Genomic DNA, 24,790 nt, shown 5'->3' with positions numbered 1-24,790 from the left:
CGCACAATTCGGGAAGGTGCTGCCCCAGCAGATGGAGGGTGTGCTCGGCGAAGTCGCCCAGGCGCTGCTGCTGCCCGGCATTGTCGGCTCCGCCGTCGGGAAGGTCACCGGAGCGCTGGTCACCGCGCTGCGCGAGCGGCGCCAGGCCGTCCGCGCGCTCGCCGGATGTACGCGCTTGGCCGACCTCTTGGAGGCCGAGCCCACCCTCGACGCGCTTTCCTTCTACCCGCACCTGCTGTCCTGGGACATCTCCCAGCTTCCCGCCAAGCAGCGGGTCGTCCCGGTCGTGTTGTTCGACACATGGGAGGAGATCGGCGACCGTACCCACGCGACCTGGAGCGCCTTTTGCAGAGGGTCGTCTGGCTCATGCCGCAGACCTTCTTCGTCATCACTGGACGCGCCCGCCTCCAGTGGGGTGATGTCGGTCTGGAGGGCCAGCTCGACTGGACGGGGCCGGCCGCCTGGCCCGGACTCGCCGCCGGCCCCGTGCCGTCCCCGCGTACCGCGGCCGCCGGATCTGCGGCACCGGCGCCGCGCGGGCAGGTCCTGATCGGTGACTTCAGCCGTGAGGACGCCGACGACTACCTCGCCCGGCGCCTGACCCGCGACGGCCGGCCGCTGATCGAGCCGGCGATCCGCGCCGTGATCGCGGAGCGCTCGCACGGCCTGCCCCTGCACCTGGACCTGTCCGCGATGCGCTTCCTGGAGATCCGCCGCTCCGGCCGGACCCCGCAGCCGGACGACTTCGCCGCCGACTTCCCAGCGTTGGTCGCCCGCACCCTGCAAGACCTCACTCCCGACGAACGGCATGTCCTGCGGTCGGTGAGCCTGTTCGACTCTTTCGATCTCACGCTCGCGGCCCAGGCCGCGGGCCTGACGCACGAGGCACCCGCGTTGCGCCTGACGGAGCGGCCGTTCGTCCGGGAAAACGCCTTGTCCCGGTGGCCCTTCAGCCTCCACGCACTGATCCGCTCCACCATCCGGTCCGCCGACGACCAGGCCGATGACCGATGGTCGCCGCGCGACTGGGACCACGCCGCCCGCCGCGCCTTCGCCGCCCTGGGCGGGCAGTGGGCCGCCCACAGTGGACGCGATCGCCTTCTGCTGACCGGTGCCCTGCGCCAAGGCCTCGCAATCGCCCGCGACTTCCGTCTCGACCTGGACTGGCTCGCGGACGCTACCTGGGCGTATGTGGCCGACGAGATCTGGGAGCCGATCGCCCTCCCCGCCGCCCCCGACCCGGCCGGTGGTCCGGTGCCGCTGGCTACGGCCGCCGAGGCCCTGGTGGAGACACTCAGCGCCCTCGCCCGCCGCCAGCACGAGCACCGCGAGCGCACCGTCACCCGCCTGACCGCAGTCGTCGCTGCCGATCTGCTGCCCGCCGACCTGACCGAACTGGCCGTGTACTACCTGGCCAAAGCCCATCGCGACCTCGGCCACGCCACCGAATCGCGTCTCGGGATGCAGCGCGTCGCCGACGGCGGAGGGCGGCTCGCGCCCGCCGCACGACGTGGCCTCGCCCACCTCGCCCGCCTCGACGGGGACTTCCCCGCCGCCCTCCAGACCGCGCAGAGCCTGGGCTGGGAGGGCCGTCAGCACCGCGTCGAAGGCGACGTCCGCTGGGTTCAGGGCGACATGACGGGCGCGATTGCCGCGTACGAGCAAGACCGCGCTCAGGCCGAACAGCACGCAGTGGCCGGCGAACGGGCCACCGCACAAGCACAGCTCGCCTTCGCCACCGCCTTCACCGACCCCGACCGTGCCGCCGTCGAACTGGAGCTCGCTGAGCAGCTCTTGGCCGGCGTCGACCTGCGCGCCACCACCATCACCACCCGCATCGCCGCCCTCATCCAGGACGCCGGAATCAGCGGTGATATTGAGGACCGTGCACAACGGCTGCGCACCGAGATCAGCGTCGCCGGCCTCAACTCCGCGCAGCTCCCCGCCCTCGAACTGGCCCTCGCCTTCCACCACGCCGTACACGACGATCGCGATGGCGTGACCGCCGCCCTCTCCCGGCTCCACGACCTGACCCAGGGCGGCGACCGCGCGTACTACTCCGACATCGCCCGCTTCATGGCTGACCTGCCGCTTGCCGAGCCCGGCTCGGGCGCACGCTGGCTCGACGGCCAGCAGGTCACGCGCGACCGCTGGCGTGCCCTGGTCACTGCGCGTGCCGATCGTCTGCGGGCCGCCCGATAGACCACCACCGAGGGTCGATTCAGCGTCAGCTTGGCATGACCTGGCGAACGGTCCCAGCGCTTCGCCGACGCTACGTCGCCGGAGGAGCTGTTCACTGGCCAGTGGCAGAACGGGACCTGCGTCCTCGACGAGTAACAAGACCTACCGCGACGACCGCTGGAACGAGGGATGCAGCGACGCCTGGAAGATCTGGGAGGAGGAGGCGAGTCCTGCTCGCCTCCTGACGAGCACGGGTCCCAGACCAGCTTGACCATGATTAGTGCCACGGCGATTGAATACCCATGTGATCGACTGGACACAAGTGCTCGACCCCCTAGGAACCGCCGGCCGCGTGCCCGCACTCCTGGACCAGGTGGAGACCGAAAGCAGTGCTGAAGCATGGGACGACCTTGGGGATGCGCTATGTCTCGAAGGTGAGACCGTGGTTCCGGCGAGCTTCGCCGCACTTCCACGCCTGGTGGCGATCGGTGCAAAAAGCCCTGAGGCGCTCAGCCTGGCCGGATCAATCATGCGGGGAGCCCTCCAAAACCATGGCGCTGACGACCTGCTGAGGTGCTGCACCGGCGTGGTGCCCCGACTTCAGGCACTTCTGGACCAACGCCTGACATTGCGGCCGGTCGGCTATCTGCATGCCTTCCGTGACCTGCTGGCAGCCAATGGGCAGTACCACTGGAGTGCCGTACTTGGAGACCTCTCGGACGACTTCTACGACCTGCGCTGCCCTCACTGCGACGTGGAAGTGACGGTCGCCATCGGCGACCATGGGCGGTACTCAGCAATCCGGGACTGGCATGCCGGAGACATTGAGCGACGCGATCTGCAGCCCGTGCCGCCGGAAGACTTCGTAGGCACCGGACGCTGGATGTACGACACGGCAGTCCGTGATGACCAGAGCTGGCTCGCGAACGGTCTCACCTACCTTTTCGGAATGGCTGAATGCCCGCGGTGTGCCAGCAGATTCGGCGTCGCGGATGAGTACACAGCCGCGAACCTCCCCTCTTCGGGGAGTGAGCGCAGGTAGAGCTCGTGCAGTGGGGCTCCAGCAGCACGCAACGTGAACAAAGCCACGAGGCGAAGCTGCAAGCCCAGGAATGAAGCTAAGGATCTCGTGGCTGCCGCTCAAGCCGGAGTGATCACAGTTAGTCGGCTCCGTGTGCGCGCGGTCTTGAGGGAGTATCAGCCCTACGCCTGTTGCACAGCCTCTGCTGTGGCGCGCGGGGCTGCGACGCGACCCGGCCGCCGCCCGACCGGCAGGGTCTTGGTGCCCGCCCTGCGCAGCCGGTCTCGCGCGATGGTGATCTGCCGCATCCTGGCCGCCGTATTGCTGTCTTTGCCCTCCGGCAGGGCCCTGCGGCAGGCGTTCTCCTCGACGCGACCTGGGGCATCTGGCGGTCCCAGGAGGTACCCCACTGGTGGGCGCACATCCGCGTCAACAGGCGGGCGCACGCCGCCGAGGCGGAGGTCCACCTGGGCAAGGCCGAGTCGATCACGCTCGAGGCGTGCGGCGAGGGTCCCACGTCACCACGAGCATGGCCCCCGCTACTTTCACGCTCACTCCCGACGGGAAGCTCACCGGGCGCGATCTCCCCGGCGAAGACTGACAACAGGCGCAGTGACCCCGGCTACGTGGCGTACGGATCGATGATGGTGTGGGGTCGTCGGGCGGTGGTCAGGACGTCCTGGGGGAAGCGGGGGCCGGCGGTGTAGTGGCGGCCCTTGGTCTGGCCGACCGCCGTGAGCACCTGGGCCTTTGTCAGGGCCTGGAGATCACGGGTGGCCTGCTGGGTGTTGATGGCTTCGGCCTTCTCGTAGCGCGAGCGCCGCACCCGGCCCGTCATCGCGACCTCGTGCAGGGCGGTCAGCTGCCGCTCGCTCAGCCCGAGTTCGCCCTGGGCGTCCATGAGCTGCATCCAGCAGCCGTTGGAGCGGTCCACGCGGAACTGCACGCGCTGGGCCTGCTGGTGGTAGGCGAGGAGGCTGAACTTGATCCACGGCAGGGTGTCGCGTTCGGGGGACCAGACGGGGCCGCCGACCTCGCGGAGCACCTTGTAGTACTCCCAGGTGTTGCCGGGCATGCCCAGCCACTCCTCGATCGAGGAGAACTCGGGGGCCAGGACGCCACCGCGGGCGATGAGGAGGGTTTGCAGGGAGCGGGACATCCGTCCGTTGCCGTCCGACCAGGGGTGGATCTTCACCAGGTTCAGGTGGGCCATGGCCGCCCGGATCAGCACGTGGTGGTCCAGGTCGCCGGCGTTGAGCCAGTCCACGAACTCGCCCATCAGGTGGGGCACCAGGTCCTGGTCGGGGCCTTCGTAGTCGGTGGCTAGCTCGTCGCCGGGGGCGGTGATGCGGATGGAGGTCTTGCGCCACTGGCCCGCGGTCTTCAGCGGGTGGTGGTGGCCCTGGAGCATCCAGTGCAGTGCGTTGAGGAGTTCCTTGTTGTAGTGGAAGTCTTCGACGTCGTGGAGGGACTGGATGTAGGTCATGGCCTGCTGGTAGGCGAGCGTCTCGGCCTTGTTCTCCTCGCTCGCGTCGACCCCCTCGCGCTCGCCGTCCATCAGGTCGGCCACGTCGGTGGCGTCGACCCGGTAGCCCTCGATTGTGTTGGAGGCGGCGATCGCGCTCGCGGTCAGCGCCTTGCGCAGGTCGAGGGTCCACTTCATGGGGGCCTGCTGCACCGCGTGGCGCAGCTGGTCCCGCATCGCGTCGACCTGCTCCAGGACCTGGACGTCGGCGGGAGTGAGGCGGGGCATCGAGTACAGCATGACGCAATGATACTTAGCTTCTATCATTTGTGCCACGCGTTCCCATCGTGGTCCGGATTGCGGTGCGCCCGAGAGCAGCGCGATCCGTCTGCCGGTTACGGCACGTCGCCGCTGATCATGCCGGTCTGCTGCAGGACCGATTGACGGCGTAGGAGCCGCCCTCTCGGCCAAGCGACGACCGCTTCGCCGACGCCGTAGACGCCGCGTCGGCGAAGAACTTGCGCTCGCCGACGTCGCGGTCATGCCAGTAGCCGTAGACCTGCGCCCCCCGGGCCGGAGCTGAAGTGTCACGCGGAAGCGGAAGGCCGTGGAGACAGCCTGTCACTCCCACGGTACGGAGCCGTGCTCGCCCGGTGGCGCCGGGCGGACAGCGCCTGCCGGCTCATCGGGGAAAGGCCTCCCGCCCTGCCTCCTGGGCCTCGCGCAACGCTTGGCCGAAGGCGTCCGTGACCGTCTCAGCCCACGCAGCCTTACCCTCGACCTCCTCGACGGCGTGCTCGTCCCCGGCGGTCCGGGCCACCAGGTCAGGCACTTGATCGCTCCGGTCGTTGAGGTAGCGGATCTGTTCGAGCTCCGCGTACCGCGCGTCCGCCTCCGCGGTCTGCTGCGCGTAGTCCTCCAGCGCCCGCACTCGGCTCGTGATCCCGCGCAGACCGGCCCCCAGCGCGCGCCGCCGGTCCCGCAATACGCTGATCAGGGCGGTGCCCTGTGGATGGTCAGGTTCCTGGCGGCACAGTTTGCTGTACAGGGCCAGCGACAACGCGATCTCCCACAGCTGCGCGGGGAACATGTACTCATTCGCAGCGCGGTCGATCAGATCCTCGCCGTGCACCCGGGACTTCAGCATGACGTGCTGGGCACGATGGGCACGGCGCAGCAAGTCCCAGGCGGGGTCGCTGAGTTCGTCGACCAGGACGTAGTGGCCGTGCGCGTCAGCGAGTGCCTTGAGCCACCGGTTGTCACTGGCACACTCCAGAGCAGCGAATAGGGCGAACACCCCGACGAGCGCCGCGAGAACCATCACCCCGGCGTGCACGTACGGCACGGCCTTCTGCGACAAGGCCTGTGCCAGGGCCTCAAGAGCGAACCGGTGACGGCCGCCCGATGGGGCGGCGGCTCGGTCCAGTCCGTACAGAAGGAACGCACCGACCGAGACCGGGACGCTGCCCTTGAGCAGCACCGCCAGGGCGGGCCGCAACGGCGAGCGCAGCCGGGGACGGGGGACGGCCTCCGCGCCAGCGGGGTCAGCAGAGCGTGGGGCGCCAGTAGCACCACGGTGCGCCGGCGTTGGGGCAGGCCGGGGTCGACGATCCTGTCGGGCGGAAGCACACTGGTCGATCGCTGCCCGGTCACTGGTCGCTCCCTCCTTCGCGCGAGTGGAGAGATGATGCGGTGAGGCAGCCGAACTCCGAGTCGGAAGTACCCGTGGGGCGCGGGCTCCAGCCCGAATGCGAATGGTCCAACTGGTGAAGATGCTCCGTGGCCGCCCGGTACGCGGTCGCGGCCTGGTGCAGTGCGTGGATCGCCTCCTCGATCAACGCATCGGGCAGGAGCTGCCGTTCCAGTGCGCTCTCGACCGGCCGCCCCACGGTCATGGCTGTGTCCCTGTCCCATCCGGTGCGGGTGATGCGACGGTCCCGCTCCTGCTTCGCGGTTTGAGTCTCAACAGCCTGGGAGGCGAGTTGAGTGAACCGGTACTCGCGGGCAAGGAGCAGTTCGTGGACCGGGGCTGCGGCGGGCCGGGTCAGCACCCCGGCGATATCCCACAGCAGGTGATGGCCGAGCTCGACGGCACGGGCCAGTTCGGGTGTCTCGCGGTCGTCGGCTGCCTGGATGATCTGATGGCAGCCCAGGAAGCGCTGCATCTCCCGCAGACCGGTTTCATCCTGGACGATCCGTGCGTGCACCCGGGCCCGCGCGTCCAGGCGCCCGGGCACATGCTCGGCGAGTGCTGGGATGAGCAGCATCAGGGGCACCCCGACGTCGGCCGGTAGTCCCTTGGCCATCGCCGCGCCCACAAAGGTCAGCGCGAGGAAGGCGGCGAGCACGGTGGTGCTGGTGACCCAGAACCGGCAGCGCGCGTCGAAGTAGATCCGCAGAGGCGGACGCCGGGTGAGCCAGCGGCTGGCCAGCCGCGCGGCACGGGACGGCATCGGCGACAGCACGGCGATCTGTAGCGGCACTACCGGCGCGTCCTCGGACAGCGGGGCCGGCCAGCGCAGCCATCCCCACGCGGTTCGCTCGTCGATCCGGGTGTGCTCCTCCACGCGGTGGCTCTCCCGGCGGTAGCCGGGGCCTTGGTCGAGGGCCCCGGCTGCGAGCCGGGCCTGGGTCCGCTGGAGTTCACGGTGCCAGCGCCCGGGCTCAGTGGCGAAGGGGCGCAGCTCCGGCTCCGGCAGGGGGTGGTGGGGTTCGGTGGTCATGATCTCCTCGGTTCGCTCGGAAGCGCGTGCGTGTGATGGAGGGTCAGGTGCCGCTCGGCTCTGCCGGATCCCACGGGGAAGCGGCGGCAAGGGTGCAGGGGGTGCAGCGGCCGTCGCTGCCCGGGCGGGCGCGACGCGGGGTGGGTCCTGTGCAGGTGGTGCAGAGCGGCCAGTTGAGGCAGGCCGGGCAGAGGTCTTCTGCCGGTGCCGGGCCGGGGTTGCCGCAGGCGGCGCATTCGACGAGCACCCGGCGGGCGACGGCCTCAGCCGGGGATCGGTCGGCGCCACCCGCCCCGGTCCGCTCGTAGACGGTGAGCCCGGCGGAGTGGGGCGTCGGGGTGCTCTGGGCGGCGCGGAGCCGGGCGGCGATGATCGCAGCAACCGACGTACGGACCGGGTGGGGCAGCGGACGGTCGGCGATGAGGTGCTCGAGCTGCTCGGCGCTCCAGCCGTTGTCCAGAAGGGCGGTGGCGATCTGCCCCTGGTCTCGGAGCGCCGATCCGGTCAGCAGCAGGTTCGGGTGCCGCATCCCGATGGCGAGCAGCAGCCGGACGCCCGCGGTGGACTCGATCCGGTCCGGCGCCTCGGGCGCCTCGGTGGGGGCCGGGGTGTCGTCGTTTTCGCGCGCGGGCGCGGAACGGACGGACGGATGGACGGGGTTGGTGTTCTGCTTGTTGGTCTTCTTTCTCTTGGTGTTCTTTGGTGCCGGATCAGCCAGAACAGGGTTATCCAATGCCGAATTTTCCGTCATTGGCTGCGACCTGCGCGTTCGCGGCAGCAGGACGGTGGAGGCCGCATCCCCCAGCAGGTCGTACAGGTGCGCGGGCATATCGGTGATGGCATAGACGGCTTCACCGAGCGTCCCGTCCTCGTTCCGCTCACGGTCCCGGGTCAAGTAGCCGTGCTGCTCCAGCTCCTTGAGGCCGCTACTGACCGCGTCCCGCCCATTAGTGGCGCACCTGGCGAGCTCGGCCACCGTGACCCGCCAGCCGTCCCGGTGAGTGGAGATCAGCCCGAACAACCCCTTGGCCTTGAAGCTGATCCGCGGGTCGCGGAAGAGGGCGTTGGAGATCTGCGTGAAGCGGTCCCCGGCCATCACACCGCGCCGGATCCCCGCCCCGTAGCCGCTCATCGCGAGCCTCCCGCCGACGTCACGGCAGGTCGGCGGGTGCCGGAACCCGTAGTCGGTGAGGCGGTGATGTCCGGAGCGAGCGGTGAGGCGTCGTGCGCATGTTCCATGCCTTGAGTCCACCCGCGGCCTCCGACCGGAACGCCGACCGGATGCCCCCACCAGGCGTCACGATCCGATGACGTTCGACGCCGGGCGCCATGGAGGGACCGGTGGAGGGGCCCCTCCACCGGGAGTGCGCACTGGAGGGGCCCGCTGCACGGGTGACTTCCGCGCCCGTCAGCCGGGCGAGAAACATGCGCGGGTGTCGCATCCCACGGCCACGGGCCACAGCCCGAAACGATTCCCTGTCCCCTGCCTCGCAGAATCCCTCAAAGAACGGGCACCGAGATGACGAGGCCCGTCGCCCCCGTCCACGGGCGGACCAAGTTGGCGTGAGCATCGACTACTGCGCTACGCCTGCGTCGCGGCGCTCACCTCCCTCCTCGATCGCCACACAGGCACGGTGGTCCTGGCCGACGGCGGCTGGGTGAGGCCGACGAAATCACTGGGGACTGTGAAGCGGGACATACGGCGGGCGCACCGTATGCCGGGATCATCGCGGCCGGCAGCGTGTACCGGATCCCTCCCGTGTGGTTGAGCCAACTGTCCGTGGGGGCGGGGTTCTGGTGGTGCCGGTCGCCACGCCGTTCGAGACTGCTCTGCTGCGTCTGGTGGCCGACGGAACGGCGGCGCCACGGGCGGTTCGTCGGCGCGGCGGCGTTCATGCTGCTGCGCGCAGAACGCGAAGCCGAGCCGTGGTCGACCTGCGGTCTGGGGCCGGCGCCCCGACTACGGAGTGACGTTCTTTACGGACAGCGCCGACCAAAATCTGGTTCGCCCTGAGCTTGCCGTTTAAGGTCCGCCGTCGAACGGGACTCGAACTTGTTCGGTGTTTCCCCAGTTCACGAGATGTGTGAGGGGCCGCGGGCCGATCCTGTGCTGAGCGACAACGCAGCACGGAGGCCGGGATCGTGGGACTGGTCGAGCATGAGGTTCAACGAGACGCGTTCACGGTGGTGGCGGAGTTCCGGTCGGAGTTGTACGCGTGCCTGACTGCGCGGAGCGACGCCCCTGTTCGAGCTGTGCGACGCGCTGTTGTGCACCGCCGGTCCGGCCCGCACCCTCGTGGACCTGGCGCTCGCTCCCGAGCATCGCCGCGGGCACGGGGCCTTGTACTCCGGGATCAACCACGGTCGGATCGACGTCGCCCGGCTGCGGCGGGCACTGGCCAATGTCCCGCTTCCCCGAGCCGGTGACGGTCGGCTGGTGCTGGCGGTAGACGTCTCCCCTTGGTTGCGTTGGTTGCGTCCGGACGCCGACACCTCTTCGGACCGCTCCTTCTGCCATACCTTCGGCCGGGGCCTGGGCAAGCACCGGATGGTGCCCGGCTGGCCGTACTCGATCGTCGCCGCGCTGGAGACCGGCCGAACCTCGTGGACCGCGCTGCTGGACGCGATCCGGCTGGAGCCCGGCGCCGACTTGGCCGCGGTCACCGCCGACCAAGTCAGAGAAGTTGTCCAACGTCTCGTGGACGCCGGCCAGTGGCGCGACGGGGACCCGAAGGTCCTGGTCGTGCTGGACGCGGGTTACGACGGGCCCCGCATCGCCCACCTCCTGGCCGACCTGCCCGTGGAGGTCCTGGGCAGGCTCCGCTCGGACCGGGTGATGCGCAAGCCCGTTCCGGTGCCGTGGATCTGCCCGCCGCAGGGCGGCCGCCCGCCCAAGCATGGCGGTGAGTTCGTCTTCGGCCGGCCCGGGACCTGGGGTGATCCAGACGTCCTCACCCTCACGGACACCGACAGGTATGGGACGGCGACGGCGCAAGCGTGGGACCGGTTGCATCCCAGGCTCACCCGCCGGGCGGCATGGGGCGATCACGAAGGGCCGCTGCCGATCATCGAGGGCACCGTGATCCGCCTTTCGGTTGAGAAGCTGCCCAGCGGCGGTGTGAACAAGCCCGTCTGGCTGTGGTGGTCGGGCACCGGCGCCGATCCCCACGACATCGACCGCTGTTGGCAGGCGTTCCTTCGCCGGTTCGACGTGGAGCACACCTTCCGACTGCTCAAGCAGACTCTCTCGGCTGGACCCGGCCCAAACTGCGGGACTCGCAGGCCGCCGACCGCTGGACATGGCTCGTCCTGGCCGCGCACGCTCAGCTCCGCCTCGCCCGCTTACACGGGATCTGCGTCGGCCTTGGGAGCGGCCGGCGGAACCGAACAGACTCACCCCTGCCCGAGTCCGCCGCGGGTTCAGGAACCTGCGGGCGAAGACGGGCACGCCAGCCAGTGCACCAAAACCCACCAGGCCCGGCCCCGGCCGTCCACTCGGATCGAAGAACCGGCGGACCGCCACCCGCTACGACGTCGGACGAGTCCTCGCCACCGGCGAGGCATACAGCCGCCCCGCACACCACCAGAAGGGGACGAAGCCGCGACGAACGGACTGAGCTGCAAGTCAGGTGCCTCGGTGCAGCCGTCTCTGGCAGGATCACCCCATGACGTTATGCAGAAAGGCCCATGCCGCGTAGACGGCCCGGGCGTGTCCGCGCCGAGCAGTGGCCGCGGCACCGGCTTACCCCCTATTGCTGGCCTGTCCCCGCCTGCTCTTGCCGAAGTTGCCAGGGTCGAGCGGAACCGGAACTACCTGTGGCCTGGCGTCACGGCCGAGTCCGTGAGGATTCGGCGAGGGTTCGTGCGAGACCCGTACCGCAACCTCTGGAGTGAGTACGAGGACGGCGGTTGCGGTGTGTGGGAATGCTGCGGCAGCCCCTTCGAAGCACGGGAGTTCCTGGATGCCGTGATCCACGGCATGTCCCGGCGCCGAGCTCGCGAACTTCGATTCCTCGTAGACCAACTCGACAACTCGTACTGAGCGAGTTCAGGCACGACGTCAAACGGCAAGCTCAGCCCTTCTCTACCTTTCCATGCCGGCAGTGCTGGCCCCGCATAGCGCGGTTGTGCGCGCGGACGCGGGTCGCCGGGTTGGTCTGTCCGTCAGATCCTCGGATACGGGTCACTCGTGATGCTTGTGGAGTCGGTGGGGATCCTGATGGTTTTGACGGTGCTCGAGTGAACCCACAATTTGTCGTACCGCGGCTGAGCAGCCCGCACCAGGGGATTAACGAGCAGGCCTAGCCCCATAACGTCAGCCCGTGAATCCCCTTTCTCCGGCGCGGGAATCGCCGCAGGCCTTCACTCATTGAATGACGGAACGATAGAGGTTCAGGTTCAGAGAGCCTCAACGTTGGGCGTAGGTCCGGGAAATCCGTCAGGTAGCCCATCTGGGGAAATGACGCCTGAAACCAGGCCTGTCAGATATTCCGTCATGGTGCCGGAATAAGCCACCCAGTCGTCGTTATGACCAGCGATTACGACACTCCAATCTCCACACGTCTGGTCCGTGTGCCAGTAGAACGTGTCACCTTCAAAGGAGGAACCCCAGGGGATGAGGCCTCCAGCTTTCGGGTACGGAAGGTATCCGTGATTCATCTCGGAGTCCACCAGACTGCCCAGATCATCTAGCTGCTCTCTGATGCCTGCAACAAATCCTCGCTCCTCCCCCGGCTGCGGAATGGAGACGAATAGAAAATCCGAGATCGAAAACCTGGGGTAGCTTTCAGAAAGCTGACGGTAATCCGATGGAAGAGACACGCCGAGTTCACGGGAGATTGCGCCCCAATCGACCTGCCGGGGTGACGTGCTCCGCAAGGCCCTCAATCCCGGAAGGGCCTCTTCAAAAGAATGGATACTCAACAGGATTTCACCTTTCCAGGCATATTAGAAATATTGATGTCGAAAAGCGGGCCACTGGGGGTGCTAGCCGTCATTCTGATTGCGGTCGGGATATTATTTCGCCCGTTTCCGTACTCAAGCTGTCCAGAGTACAGCACACGCTTCCCTTCCTTCAGCTGCTGCGCCATCCTACTTTCACATTGCTTCATAACTGGATCATTCATCTGCTTGAAGCCGGTAAAGATATTTTCCTTCACCCAGTCACCATTGAAACGGTCTGCCACTATGTGGGAGCGATTAAAGACGGGAACGTTATTTTTGTCTACACCGGACACATACCCCGGGGGCTCCCAGGTTCCCTTTCGGGAACCACGGGAGTTGGGCGGCTTCAGATCACTCGGGCACATCAGAGCGACAGCCCCTGTGGGAGCGCCGTCCACCAACGGCTGATAGTTATAGCGCGCGGTACGGGGTTGGGAACATGGATCACTTCCGCCCGACCCGCCTCCGAGGCTTCCTCCAGCAGCAGTTCCCGGCTGAGGAGCAGGGGATCCCTGCGTGTTCGGCGTGTACTGGCTACTCCCGAATTGCGAAAGGATGTTGGCTGCGGTGTAAAGAAGTTTCCAGCCGTCCTTCGGATCCCACCCGTTGCCCCTGGGGTCCCAGTTCGGTCTCGGAGTCGGGCGAGTGAGGGCGGGCCTAGGGTGTGCGCCGTTGTTGGGGTTCTGGTCGATCTGCGGCTTCTTGGGCCGGGTGCGGATCGGCTTACGGACCTTGGTCGTACCTCTCGCTTTTCGAGGCGCGCGTGCCCTCGGTGTGGTGTCATCGGTTTCGCCGTCACCGGCATCGGGCTCCGCGTCATCGGCGGCGGCACGGAGGCGGGCTGCTTGAGCCGAAAGAGACGAGGCGATACTGCCTGAGTAGTTCCAGGTGAGCGCCCCCGGGTAGCTACCTGCAGAGGACCCAGCCGACGAGGACCAGGGCCAGTTCCAGTGCCAGTCAAACGACCAGTTCCAACTGCTGTGCTGTTGGCTTTGGTAGGACTTGGCCCAGCCCAGCGCCGCGGCGCCTAGGACGGTGGCGACGTAAGCCTCTCCGATGCACAGGTCTTCGAGGCAGTGTCCGTTCGGGTCAGTCCCGTTGAGCGGGGCACCGTTGCCATAGCCGTAGCGGTTGTCCTGGGCAGAGGGAGTTGCGGAGAGCTGCCAAGTGTCGCGCGACTCGAATCCGCCGGTGCCGGGCGTGTACCAGCGCGAGGCCATGTTGACGTCTTCGGATGCCGGGTCTGTCCAGCCTGACTGGTAGCCAAGTGTTGAGTTGCTGCCGGTGGAGGCGGTCTTCTGGCCGAAGGGGGTGTAGGCGGTGGAGCCGGTGAGGGCCTTGCCATCGGGGGTGAGGCCGGCAACCAGATCGCTGTGCTGGTCGGTGACTGCCCACTGACTGGTGGTGCCGTTGGCTATGCCTTGCAGGGCTCCACTCGGGGTGCGGGTGTACTGGCTGGTGCCGTCGTCGGTGATGTTGTTGGAGCCGCCGTCGTAGCTGAAGGTGTTCTGGCCGCTCTGACGGACGCGGTCCAGGGCGTCATAGGCGAACGTTGCCGCCCCGTCAGTGATCTTCCGCTCGAAGGCGTCGAAGGTCAGGTTTCGTGGGCCACCGGCAAGGCCGGTGACTGTGGAGAGGGTGCCTCGGGCCGTGTAGGAGTAGGTGGCGGTGCCGTCGGTGAGCAGGCGGTTGCGTTCGTCGTAGGTCGAGGTCGCGGTGCCCGCGGTGGTGCGGTTGCCCGCGTCGTCCCAGCCGTATGCGGTGGTCGAAGTGCCGTTGTTCCAGGAGGTCATGCGACCTGCCTGGTCATAGCCGTAGGTGTTGTCGGCTGCCCCGGCGGTTCCCTTGGTGTTCTTCTTCGTGAGGCGGTCGTCGAGGTCGTAGGCGTATGTGGTCGACGCTAGTTCGCCGGTTCCGTTCGGGTCGGTGATCTTGTCACTGGTGAGACGGCCGAGGCTGTCGTAGTCGTAGGCGCGGCGGGCCGAAATGACGGCGTCGGCCCAGCTCTTTCCACCCCGCGGTATGACAGCGTACTGGTTCTGGGTGGGCCTGCCGACGGCGTCGTAGGAGGACCAGATCTGGTTCTGGGTGATCGCGTCCTGGGTCCAGGTCATGCGGTCTGCTGCATCGTATCCGTAGAGCGTGGTCCCGGCCTTGGTGGTGCGCTGAGTCATGTTGCCGTCGGCGTCGTAGGCGTAGCCGGTCTTGCCGGACGGGCCGTCGCTGGTGAGGAGTTGGCCACGGTCGTTATAGGTGTAGGTGTTGCGGCCCAGCAGTCCGTCCGTTCCGGCGGACGTCATGTGGCCGGCCAGGTCGTAGTCCAGGGATCTGGCGGTGGTGGCGGCTTCGGATCCGGTTCCGGTCTCGGCGGTCAGGCGACCGAGCGCATCATAGGTGCGGTCGCGCTTGACTCCGCCGGGCAAGGATTGCGAGACGCTCTGGCCCGCCGCGTCGTAGACCGTGGTCCAGGTGCGGTCCGCTGCGGCTGGGTGGGCGACGGTCGCCGGTTCGATGGTGGATTCCGGCAGGTTCCACGGGGTGAAGGTGTAGGCGGTGGAGTTGCCGCGTCCGTCCGTGAGGCGGGTGCGGTTGCCGGCCGCGTCGTAGCCGAAGCGTGTAGTGATGGCGCGGCCGTCGGAGACCGGTTCGACCTGCTGGGTCATACGGCCCATGGCATCGAAGCTGTATGTCATGCGGGTACCGGTCGCCGAGATGGAGGCCGTGCGGTTGCCGTCCGCGTCGTACTCCGCGGAGGCGGTGCGCAAGGCGGTGGTTCCCGTGCCGTAGTCGGTTTGCGAAGTCTGGTTGCCGAGGATGTCATAGGCCGTGGTGGTCTTGCGGCCGGTGGCATCCATGGTCTGGGTCTGACGGCCGAGGCCGTCGTAGCCGGACTTGGTGATGCCGCCCATCGCATCAGTGGCGGTCATCGGCTCACCGGCCGCGTCATAGGTGACGGCGGTGGTGTGGTTGCCGGGTGTGGTGGAAGAGGTCTGGTTACTCGCGTCGTCCCACGTGTAGCGGGTCGTCAAGTTCTGCTGGGCGGGGTAGCGCTCGACGGTGGTTGCTGTGATCCGGCGGCCGAGTTCGTCGTAGGTCGATTCGGTCCGCGCTCCGGTGGGGCCAGTGGCGGAGAGCTGGAGGCCGGTGGGCGTCCAGGCGTACCGGCTCACACCGGCACCGCTGACGTCCGTCATCGCGCTGCTGGTGAGGTTCTGGTTGAGGCTCTTGCCCAGGGACGGGTCAGTCTTCTGGATGACCTGGCCAAGCTGGTCGTAGGTGAAGGTGGTGGTGCGGCCCAGCGGATCGATGGTGCTGGCGACGTGTCCCAGGACGTCGTAGCGGGTGCGCGAGGTAGCGGTGATCTTCGCGCCTCCCGGCGGGGTGTAGTCGGGCAGCGTGATGGCGGTGGTTCGGCCGAGGCTGTCGACCTCGCTGCGTGTCACAGTGCCGCGGGCGTCCTGGGATTCGGTGGGCTCACCGAAGGTGTTGTAGCCGGTGCGGGTCGTGACCTGCGTGGTGCGGGCCGTTGCACCGTTCTCCTCCACTGCGACCGGCGGCGCGGTCTGCTGTACCGGGCGGCCGAGTACGTCGTAGCGGTTCGTGGTCGTGTACGCCGCAGGATCGGCGCCGGAGGTGTTGCCGCGGGGGCTGACCTGCGAGGTCAACAGGCCGCGGTCGTCGTATGTCTGTGTCGTGACACGGCTGGTGGTGCCGTCGGTCAGGGTCGACTTGGTGGGATTGCCGGCCGTGTCGTAGACAGTGGAGACGGTCTGCTTGTTGCCGGATGAGTCGACCGTGTGGGCTTCGTTGGTGACGCGGTCGTCGTTGTCGTACGTGTAGGTGGTGGTGCGGTTCAGGCCGGCAGGATCGATGGTGCTGGTGGTGGTGCGGCCCGTGGCGTCCACGGTGTTGACGACAGTGGTGCGTCCGCCCCCCGTGACCTTCTGGGTCAGGTCGCCCGCACCGTCATAGGAGTTGGACTCCAGGACGATGTCGTGCTTGCTGCCGTCTCCCTGGGTGATCTGCTTGGCGGTGGTTGTGGCCGGCAGATTGTCGTCGAAGTAGGTGTAGGCGGTGGTAGCGCCCATGGCGTCGGTGGTGGTGGCGAGGCGGCCCGCCGGGTCATAGGCGTTGGAGGCGACGACCAGGTCGTGAGCCTGCCCGGAGATATCCCCGGTCCAGTCCTGGAGTGTCGTTTCGGCGTGCTGTCCGCGCGGAGTATAGGTGTACGTGTACGTGTTACCTGCCGCATCGGTCTGCCGGTTCACTCGGCCCAGACCATCGTGCCCGAACGCGGTCTGGTTGCCTGCCGCGTCGGTGGCGCTGTCGTTGAGGCCGTGGTCGTCGTAGTGGTTGCTGGCAACGCGCTTGGGGTCGCTGCCCGCGGTGTCCTCCGTGGTCTGGGTGAGGAGGTTGCCGTCGTCGTCGAAGGTCCGGCTGATCTTTGCGGCGTGGTTGGTGCCCGATATCTCGTTCTTGACCGTGGCGCCCGTCTCGGTGGTGACCCGGGACATGGAGTCGTAGGCGTAGGTGGTCGTGACACCGTCAGGTGAGCTCTTGGAGATCTGGGTCTCCGTGGTCTTCCGCCCGAGGCCGTCGTAGGTGTATGCGGTGATCAGGCCGGATGGAGCGGTGGCCCGCGCGACGTCTCCGCTGGCGAAGTAGGTGTAGGCGGTAATCGCTCCCGCAGGTGTGGTGGTGGAAGCCACCAGACCGCTCGGGGTGGTGCCGCCGCCCACAGCCGGCTCCGTGCCGGTGGTGTAGGCCGTGGACGAGCTCCGGCCGTCGGCCAGGGTGACCGACGCGGGCAGCCCCAGCGTTGTGTAGCTGGTCGTGGTCTTGTACCGGTTGTCCGCAGGGTTGGCCGAGCGGGCATCGCGGATGGCGACCGGCTTGTCGTTCCTCAGGTCATTGGAGTCAGAGGCGTTGTAGTAGTACTCCGTGAAAGACGTCCAACAGGTGTTTGCGTCACGGCATTTCGTGGTGGAGACCGTGTTGCCGCGCGTGTCGTGGCCGGTGATCGTGGAGTGGCCGTTGGGATCCGTAATGGTGTTGAGGAAGCCGCCGGTGTCGTAGGCGAAGACGGTCCGGCCGCCGCCGGCGTCTACGGCGCTGATGGTGCGCTGGCCTCGCAGCACGTCGTAGGTCGTGCTCTGGGTGCCGCCTGCCGGGTCGGTGAGGGTGATGGTGGAGGCCAGAGCCGAGGCACCCGAGGTGCGCATCGCCTGGTAGTGCGAGGCGATCTGGTCGTCTGTAAGGGCGCGGCCATACATGGCTGCTTCGGCGAGTTGGCCGGTGAAGTAGCGCGTGCCGGAGGCACCGCCGTCCCAGGTGGCGCTGGAGTAGCCGGCGCCCAGGTAGGCGTGGCTGAGTGCCTCGGTCTTGACTGCGCCCGGGACAGTGCCGAGCTTGACGCCGTCCAGGAAGAGGGCTTGTCCGGTTGCCGATCCCGCGAGTGCGACGTGGTGCCAGTCGTTATCGGTCACCTTGTCCGCGGATTTGATGGCGCCGGTGGAGCCGCCGCTGTTCCACAGGTGACCGCGCAGCAGGCCATCGGAGTCCACCAGGAGGATCGGCTGCCAGTTGGTCGGAGTCGAGCCGAGTTCGGTGTTCTGCAACCCCAGCAGGACACCTGCCTTTGTTGTGCGGAACCACAGTTCCGCCGTGACCTCGTTCGGTGAACCGAGGATGTCCATGGGCAGGGAGATGTTGCTGTGGTCATTGCCGTTCAGCGTGACTGCGGCGCCGTCACCGGTGCCGAACGGGCCGGTGGCTCCAAGGGTGGTGTTGTAGTAGGTGCCGTAGCCGCCATAGGCGCCGATCTTGTTGCGGGCCTGCGTGCCGGTCGTTTCGTCCAGCCTCCAGTACTGCGCAGGCGCACCGGACAGGACGGCTCCCTGATAGTGGTCGCCGCCGCCGGAGACGAGCCGGGTACGGGCCCGGAAGTGGTTGGCGACCGTCTGCTCGTCCAATTCCTTACCGTAGAAGGCGGCTTCGGCGAGCTGGCCGCTGAAGTAGCGGGTTCCGGCAGTTCCGATGTCCCAGGGCGTGCTGGAGTAGCCGGCACCTAGGTATGCGTGGTCGACAGCCTCGGGCTTGGCAGCTCCCGCGACGCTGCCGAGTTTGACGCCATCCAGGTAGAGGGATTGGCCCGTGCTGGATCCCGTCAGGACGACATGGTGCCAGTCGTTGTCGGTCACCTTGTCGCGGGACTTGATGGCGCCGGTGGAGCCGCCTGCGTTCCAAAGGTGACCGCGCAGCAGGCCGTCGGAGTCCACCAGCAGACTCGGGTTCCAGTTGGTGGGGGTCGAGCCGAGGTCGGCGTTCTGGAGTCCCAGGAGGACACCGGCCTTGCTGGTGCGGAACCACAGCTCCACCGACATGGCCGGAGACTGGGTCAGCGGCTCGATGGGTACGGAGACCGCTCCCTTGCTGCCGTCCAAGGTGATGGCTGTGCTGTCGCCGTCTGCGAAAACGCCCGTGTCGCCGAGCGTCACTCCGTCGCGGTAGGACCCGCTGGTGCCTGTGGACATCTCGTCGGCTGCGACGGCGCCGCTGCGCTCGCCGAGGCGCCAGTAGTTCAGGGGTCCGGTGGCGGTGATCGCGTCGCTGTAGGCGGCCGATCCGGCCGAGTAGGCAGGGGCCGACAGCTTCCAGGTACCACCGTTCTGGTCGGTGGTCTGCGTGACCCGTCCACTGCTGGGGTCGTAGGCCACGGTGGCGTGGACCCGGCCGGACGGATTGGTGACCTTGGTCATGCGTCCGGTTGCCGTGCGGGCCGCGAAATGTTCGGCCACGGTTGCGGCATCCAGGGTGTGCTGGTAGACCGCGACGTCCTGCATCCGACCAGTGAAGCGCTGGACCGCGGAGGCCGTGGCGGGCACGTCCCAGCCGTTGCTGGTGTATCCGGCACCGAGATAGGTGTACGACTGGTCCTGGTGGTCGATCGGGCCCGCGAGGGTACCGACCAGGGCACCGTCCAGATAGAGAGACTGGGTGGTGCCGGCTCCGGTGAGCACAGCATGGTGCCAGGCTCCGTCCGCTACCTGGCTGCTGCTGATCAGCGGCTGGACCTTGCCGTTCCAGTACTGACCATGCAGCTTGCCGTCGGCGCTGACTGCCAAGGTGGGGGTCCAGTTACCGGGCGTGTCTTCGAGGCGGCTGTTCTGGAAGCCCATCAGGACACCCGGCTTGGTCGTCTGGAACCACAGTTCCACCGAGAGGAACGTGCTGGTGCGCAGCGTGTTCTCAGGGAGCTCCACCGAGGAGCTCGTGCCGTCGAAGCCGGCTGCCGTGCTGCTGGTGGCTGCGAGCGCACCAGGCTGCTGGAGCTGCACATTGCGGTAGCGGGCGTTGTTGAGACCAGTGGCTGAGGGTGCCTCGCTCGCTGCGGTGCCAGTGTCGTCGCTCTCGCCCAGTCGCCAATAGGAGATCGGGTTTTCGTCCAGGACTCTTGCCCGGTAGAGCGAACCGTCCTCATATGCGTACTGCGTGCACGCAGTGGAGGAAGTAGGTGGACACACCTTGGTGAGTCGGTCCCCGCTGTAGGTGTACGTCCAGGTCAGGCCGGGCGCGCTGGGGCCAACGGCGTTGGTTGCCACCGAGCTGACATGTCCGCCGGCCCAGGTGAAGGTGAGGGACCGGCCCGATTGCGCGTCTGTGACGGACTGAAGGGTGCCGCTTCCGTCCGCGCTGTACGACAGCCGCTGGCTGCGCCCTGCGCTGTCAGTGATGCTCTGAAGCGCACCGGAGTCAAGGTAGGTGTAAATAACACCCGATCTCAGGCGGAGCGTCCATGTACCGGCTTGACCACGGGTGATCGTCGACGTGCCGCCGGAGGCTCCTGCATAGGAGCCGTCGGGGTTGCGGGCGAACCGCACCCGCGAGCCGTCCTCCATGGTGATCACTACAGAGCGGCCCGCGTCTTCCTGGCGCAGTCTCGTGTCGAAACGGGTGACCCAGCCCGCACCGAACGCGCTCTGGCTGCTCGGGCCCAAGGAATTGTAGGTACGCGTAACGGACAGTTCCGGTCCCACCGTGGGCAGTGCGGCGTCCGTTGAAGCCGTGGCATAGTTGCCCGCTCGGTACCCCACTTCTCGGCCGTCATCTCCACCGAGGTGTGAGGTCACGGGCGGCTGCGGAACGTCCGTCGTGAAGAACGCGGGGTTGGGCTGCGCCGACCAGTCCTTGCTGTCAGAGGCATACGCGTACCAGGCATACCTCTTCCCCCAGGAAAGCCAGCCGTCAGGAACAGCCCACTGCTGTGCGGGGGCCCTGGCGGAACGGCGGCAATTGACCCGGGTGTCCTTGCCGTTCACCTCGCACACTTCGAATGAGTACTGAAGCTGTCCCGCCGGGAAGCGGTCGGCGTCCTTGCCCTGAGCCCACAGCGTCGGGGTCAGGGAGTTCACCTGCGCACCACTGGACGGCGCTTCCTCGGTGAGCTGCGGAGGAATGTTGACCGCGTCGAACTTGATTGTGTAGCCGGGTACTCCGACGCTGGTGAAACGATTGCCCTTCAGGTCGTTCATCGTCCACTCGAGGACGTACGTCCCCGGCGCCATCGGCGCGATGTTCGCAGTCAGGGTGACGGTGTCTCCCGGCGGCACGTCACGGGGCATGAGCGTCTTGCGTACGTTGCCGGAGTTGGTCAGCTCCTTGCCGCTGGGGTCGTACAGGTTGTACTGCAGGTCGTAGTTGCCGCCCTTGGTCCAAATTTCCTGGCCCTGGTTGGTGACCGTGACGTTCATCGACCCTTCGGAGGTGGCCGTGACCGGCGTGACGAAACCACTCGTCTTATACGTAGCCCCGTACTTGACCCAGGTGACGTTCAGACTCGGTTTGCCACCCGGGTAGTTCACCGACCCGAACTGCTTCCAGCTGGTGCTGTCAGAGGTGGACGTTTTCAGGGCCAGGCCGTAGTTCGGCTTGCGCTGGTGAGTCCAGTCATCGACTAGCTGACGACCGTCGCTGCCGAGCGGGATGCCCTCCCAAGCGGCCCCACAGGACCACGTATTGGTACCGGAGGGACGCCAACCGTGGGCGAAGCTCTTGGAAGCTAGTGCGTCCCCGGTCGCCGGGCCCGGGTAGGCCGTGGTGGTCTTCTCGGACCAGTTGGACGTGATGGGGTGCACGGCCACCGGCCGGGGGGTGCACGAGTAGGACCAGGAGTTGTAGAGCATGAGGTCGGCGCTGAGCACCCATGCGTTCTTGAGGGAGTTCTCCAGGCCGGCGAAACGCATCAGGCCGACAGCCTTGCTGGAGCCACCGTTGGGCGTTCCGACCTTCATCACCGTGTCGCTGGTGAAGTTCTGGTTGTACGGAGCCTGCACATACGTAGCCACCGTCGCGTCGAACCCGGTGACGGAGGGGTCCACCTTGACGGGGAAGACACGCGCCGGATCGGCAAGCCACTGCTGGTCCAGCGAGACGACGAGAACCTGGCGTCCGGACTCCTCGGCGAGGCTGTAGCGTACCCCGGTGGAAATCTCTCCCTGGTTGCTGTTCTCGGCGACATTGGCGTCTTCCATCCAGCCCGGCGGCATCCACGCCCGCACGGATCCGGCCCCATCCACGAAGTCCACTCCGCCCTTGTCCGCCAGTCGCGCGGTCAGCCCGTTCAGCGCGAGCGGGAACCGCCACTCGACAGGCGCGTCCTTACCCTTGAGGACGAGCGTCTCCTTCACCGAGTCACTGCCCGCCAGCAGTTCGAGGTCTGCGGCGGTACGGATGCCCGGGTAACGGATGACGCTGCCGTTCACGGTGCCCTTGGAGACGGCAGCGCCTTCCACCGCGTAGCCGACGGACGTGTTCTGACCGTACGAGATCTGCACGACAGGGTCGCTGTTCGCATAGTCTCCGAAGGAAATCGGCGACTCCGTCGCGGCCGGCGCCCATCCCTGGTCCGACGCTGACATCACACGTGGGCCGTCCGAACGCACCAACCGCGTGTCCACCTCTTTCCATTGACCGCCGTCCTGAAAGTTGACCGGCTCGTCGTAGAAGCGAGTGGTGCGGGTGCCGTCCGCGTTGAGGTAAGTCCGAGCCTGCTTGGCGCGCTCTGCAACCAGTTCCCTGCTGGTTTTCTCGTCGAAACCGGGCGCAGGTGAGGTCGTGGGTGCCTTAACGGGCTCCGCCGCCCCCGCGACAGGTTGCGCGGGCTTGACATCAAGGGGTGCGTTTCCCGACCCGGCGAGGTCGCGCGGCAGCTCGCCAGGGGCCTTCAGAGGTCCGCTGTTACCGCCAGATGTTTGGGCAGTGGTGGCGTCCGTGGACGCCTCATGTTCCCGTCCGGCAGCGGAGCCCCAGCCCTGGCGCGGGAGTTCACCCGTCGCGCGCGCCGCGTTGGACTGCAGAGCAAGTGCTGCTTGCTCCGTACCGGCCAATACGGCCAGCAAGAAGGCAATGCAAAGCACCAATGGACGCGCAGGGCGCACAGGGATCCCCCACCAGGAAACACTCAAAAGATCAATAGCAAGGAGCTTTGTACATGCCAACACAGAGATCACACAAGTTGGGCACAGAACCTTGCCGTCCAAGGCACAGGCGTAGACGGGCAAACAGCAACCACCCTCCACCGACAGGCGGTGACCAACACTCTCCAACTTGCAGGCAGCAACGGCAATTTGGAGACGATCTGGTCCGGGGGCTGCTCCCAGCCCAAGGCACCTCACGCACGCAGGCGGGTCCCTCTCGTCGGGGCACCGCAACAAGCAGCCGGTCCTGTGCCAGATCACCACGAGCACCGCACCGTCGATCGTCGTCATCGAACGCCGCAACCGCGCCTGGGATCGGCCAGGGACTATCGCCACGGGGTCTGCCGCTGCCACCGGTGGCTGGCCGACAACTGGCCTGGGCGGCGCCGCTCCGAGGGCGCCAGGTGCCGGCGCGGCACCGTCACGGACTACCGTCCCTTCGCCGCGACGTGCCGCCCATGCCGACCTGTGCCTCCACGCATCCACCAACGCCCCCGAAACCATGACGGCGACCTCACGGCCGCACTCCGCGCGGGATTCCAGTGGCTGACCGCCTACCGAGAGCCGCCGACCGGCGTGGCCAGGGCACTGGAGCACGCGGCCCGGGTCTCTGAGGCGATCGCGGCCAGCACTCTGCAACAGGCCAATGACCAAATGCAGGGCCTGGCCGCGCTCAGCATCACGGAGACACTCGACGCCGGAGCACGGGGCATGAACGGGCCTCGTCGGCATCGCCTCCAGGGGCGATGCCGAGTGCGGCACGGCAACCAACTCGCCGTCCGTCTTCACCGGCGTCGCCAGGTACCGTACCTGGATCGAAAGCCAGTAGCCCGCCCAAGCCACCTCGAACCCGCAGCGACCGTGGACCGGCACAGTCGCTGCGGGTCTCATGCGTCAGGCGCGGCAGCGTTCCACCGGCTCCGCGCCGGCGGACTCGATCCGGTCGGCCATCGGCGGCTCGTTCGCGCAGGTGACCCGGCGCCCACGTGCCATCAGCTCACGGATGAACGCGAGGCTGGGCAGGCGGGGATGACGAAGGGTACGCGGACCATCGAGATGACACGGGGTCGGCGACGGGACAAGGGCCACTCGATGCCGGCGTAGGAGACCGGGGCACGGCCCGGGCGGTCCGGCGGCGACGCGACGTCAGGCTTGTTACCGGTCGGGCTGCGTGGCGGCCTCCTCCAGATCGGCGACGGTCCCCGACATGATCGTGCGCAGGTGCCGGGTGATGTGCTGCACGGGTCAATCCCACCACGCCACGGCGAGGAGCCGGGCGATGTCGGCGGCGTCGAAACGGGTGCGGATGAGCCGGGCCGGGTTGCCGCCGACGATGCCGTAGTCAGGGACGTCGCCGCTGACCACGGCGCCGGAGGCGATGATCGCGCCGTGGCCGATAGACACCCCGGGCATGACAGTGGCGCCGTGGCCGAACCAGATGTCGTTGCCGACGACCGTGTCGCCGCGGCCGGGCAGGTTCGCGATCAGGTCGAAGTGCTCGGCCCAGGAGCCGCCCATGGTGGGGAACGGGAAGGTGGACGGGCCGTCCATGCGGTGGTTGGTTCCGTTCATGATGAACCGGGTGCCCGTCCCCAGCGCGCAGTTACTTGCCGATGACGAGCCGTTCGGGACCGTAGTGGTGGAGGACGTTGCGGGTCTCGAACGCGGGCGGGTCGTCCGGGTCGTCGTAGTAGGAGAAGTCGCCGACCTCTATCAGCGGTGATGTCACCAGCGGCTTGAGCAGGACCACGCGAGGGTGCTCCGGCATCGGGTGGAGCACGGTGGGGCCGGCGGGAAGGGGCGGCATCGCGGCGGTGGTGCCTCTCTCGGGTGGGATTGGGGCCTGGGTACGGCAGAAACGGGCCGTCAGGTGATCTGGTCAGCGCGGGCTGTTCGCGACTGCCTCGTTCAGTGCCCGTTTTCGAAGTTGCTGAAGTGATCTTCTGGTCAGCCCTAGCCTGGGGTCGTGGCCGATGGTGAT

General features: G+C 67.4%; 9 protein-coding genes and 2 pseudogenes. 4 read left to right on the top strand and 7 right to left on the bottom strand.

The genetic code is table 11. The features are described 5' to 3' along the window. The first annotated feature begins 366 nt into the window (after window positions 1-366). Together DWB77_RS37335 and DWB77_RS37330 are read left to right on the top strand one after the other, a co-directional pair. On the top strand, window positions 367-2,202 hold the full coding sequence (locus DWB77_RS37335; protein ID WP_342777895.1) for a hypothetical protein: 1,836 nt from the start codon (window positions 367-369) through the stop codon (window positions 2,200-2,202). Between the two features lie 283 nt (window positions 2,203-2,485). Continuing rightward, a complete protein-coding gene (locus DWB77_RS37330) occupies window positions 2,486-3,223 on the top strand; it encodes a hypothetical protein (RefSeq protein WP_120727162.1) in 738 nt (245 codons plus the stop codon). A gap of 601 nt (window positions 3,224-3,824) precedes the next feature. On the opposite strand, the gene DWB77_RS37325 is transcribed toward DWB77_RS37330, so the two are convergent. The 4 genes from DWB77_RS37325 to DWB77_RS37310 form a co-directional block, all read right to left on the bottom strand. Next, the gene (locus tag DWB77_RS37325) at window positions 3,825-4,967 is read right to left on the bottom strand and encodes a Fic family protein (RefSeq protein WP_120719356.1); all 1,143 of its coding nucleotides are present in this window, start codon (window positions 4,965-4,967) and stop codon (window positions 3,825-3,827) included. Window positions 4,968-5,349: 382 nt separating this feature from the next. Continuing rightward, a complete protein-coding gene (locus DWB77_RS37320) occupies window positions 5,350-6,165 on the bottom strand; it encodes a hypothetical protein (RefSeq protein ID WP_120719357.1) in 816 nt (271 codons plus the stop codon). 151 nt (window positions 6,166-6,316) lie between these two features. Next, window positions 6,317-7,390 carry a hypothetical protein gene (locus DWB77_RS37315; RefSeq protein WP_120719358.1) on the bottom strand — a complete coding sequence of 358 codons (1,074 nt, stop codon included), beginning with the start codon at window positions 7,388-7,390 and terminating at the stop codon, window positions 6,317-6,319. Between the two features lie 43 nt (window positions 7,391-7,433). Next, complete coding sequence (locus DWB77_RS37310; protein WP_120719359.1) at window positions 7,434-8,522, bottom strand: hypothetical protein; 1,089 nt, start codon at window positions 8,520-8,522, stop codon at window positions 7,434-7,436. Window positions 8,523-9,532: 1,010 nt separating this feature from the next. Here DWB77_RS37310 and DWB77_RS37305 point away from each other — a divergent pair. Both DWB77_RS37305 and DWB77_RS38205 read left to right on the top strand, forming a co-directional pair. Continuing rightward, window positions 9,533-11,007, top strand: a pseudogene (locus tag DWB77_RS37305) (NF041680 family putative transposase). A 245-nt stretch (window positions 11,008-11,252) separates the two neighbouring features. Continuing rightward, window positions 11,253-11,432: a hypothetical protein gene (locus DWB77_RS38205; RefSeq protein WP_008742117.1), complete on the top strand. Its 180-nt coding sequence runs from the start codon at window positions 11,253-11,255 to the stop codon at window positions 11,430-11,432. Between the two features lie 356 nt (window positions 11,433-11,788). On the opposite strand, the gene DWB77_RS38200 is transcribed toward DWB77_RS38205, so the two are convergent. The 3 genes and pseudogenes from DWB77_RS38200 to DWB77_RS37295 all read right to left on the bottom strand — a co-directional run bounded on the left by DWB77_RS38200 (window position 11,789) and on the right by DWB77_RS37295 (window position 24,616). After that, window positions 11,789-12,313: an SMI1/KNR4 family protein gene (locus tag DWB77_RS38200; RefSeq protein ID WP_162952731.1), complete on the bottom strand. Its 525-nt coding sequence runs from the start codon at window positions 12,311-12,313 to the stop codon at window positions 11,789-11,791. Further along, window positions 12,310-22,872: a LamG-like jellyroll fold domain-containing protein gene (locus DWB77_RS37300; protein WP_246033792.1), complete on the bottom strand. Its 10,563-nt coding sequence runs from the start codon at window positions 22,870-22,872 to the stop codon at window positions 12,310-12,312. The genes DWB77_RS38200 and DWB77_RS37300 overlap by 4 nt, the downstream gene beginning before the upstream one ends. A 1,092-nt stretch (window positions 22,873-23,964) precedes the next feature. Further along, window positions 23,965-24,616, bottom strand: a pseudogene (locus tag DWB77_RS37295) (CatB-related O-acetyltransferase). Window positions 24,617-24,790 lie beyond the last annotated feature (174 nt).

The organism is Streptomyces hundungensis (assembly GCF_003627815.1).
GTDB classification, from domain to species: Bacteria; Actinomycetota; Actinomycetes; order Streptomycetales; family Streptomycetaceae; genus Streptomyces; species Streptomyces hundungensis_A.
Note: the sequence above shows the minus strand (reverse complement) of the source record. Positions and strands in the feature narration are given on the sequence as shown.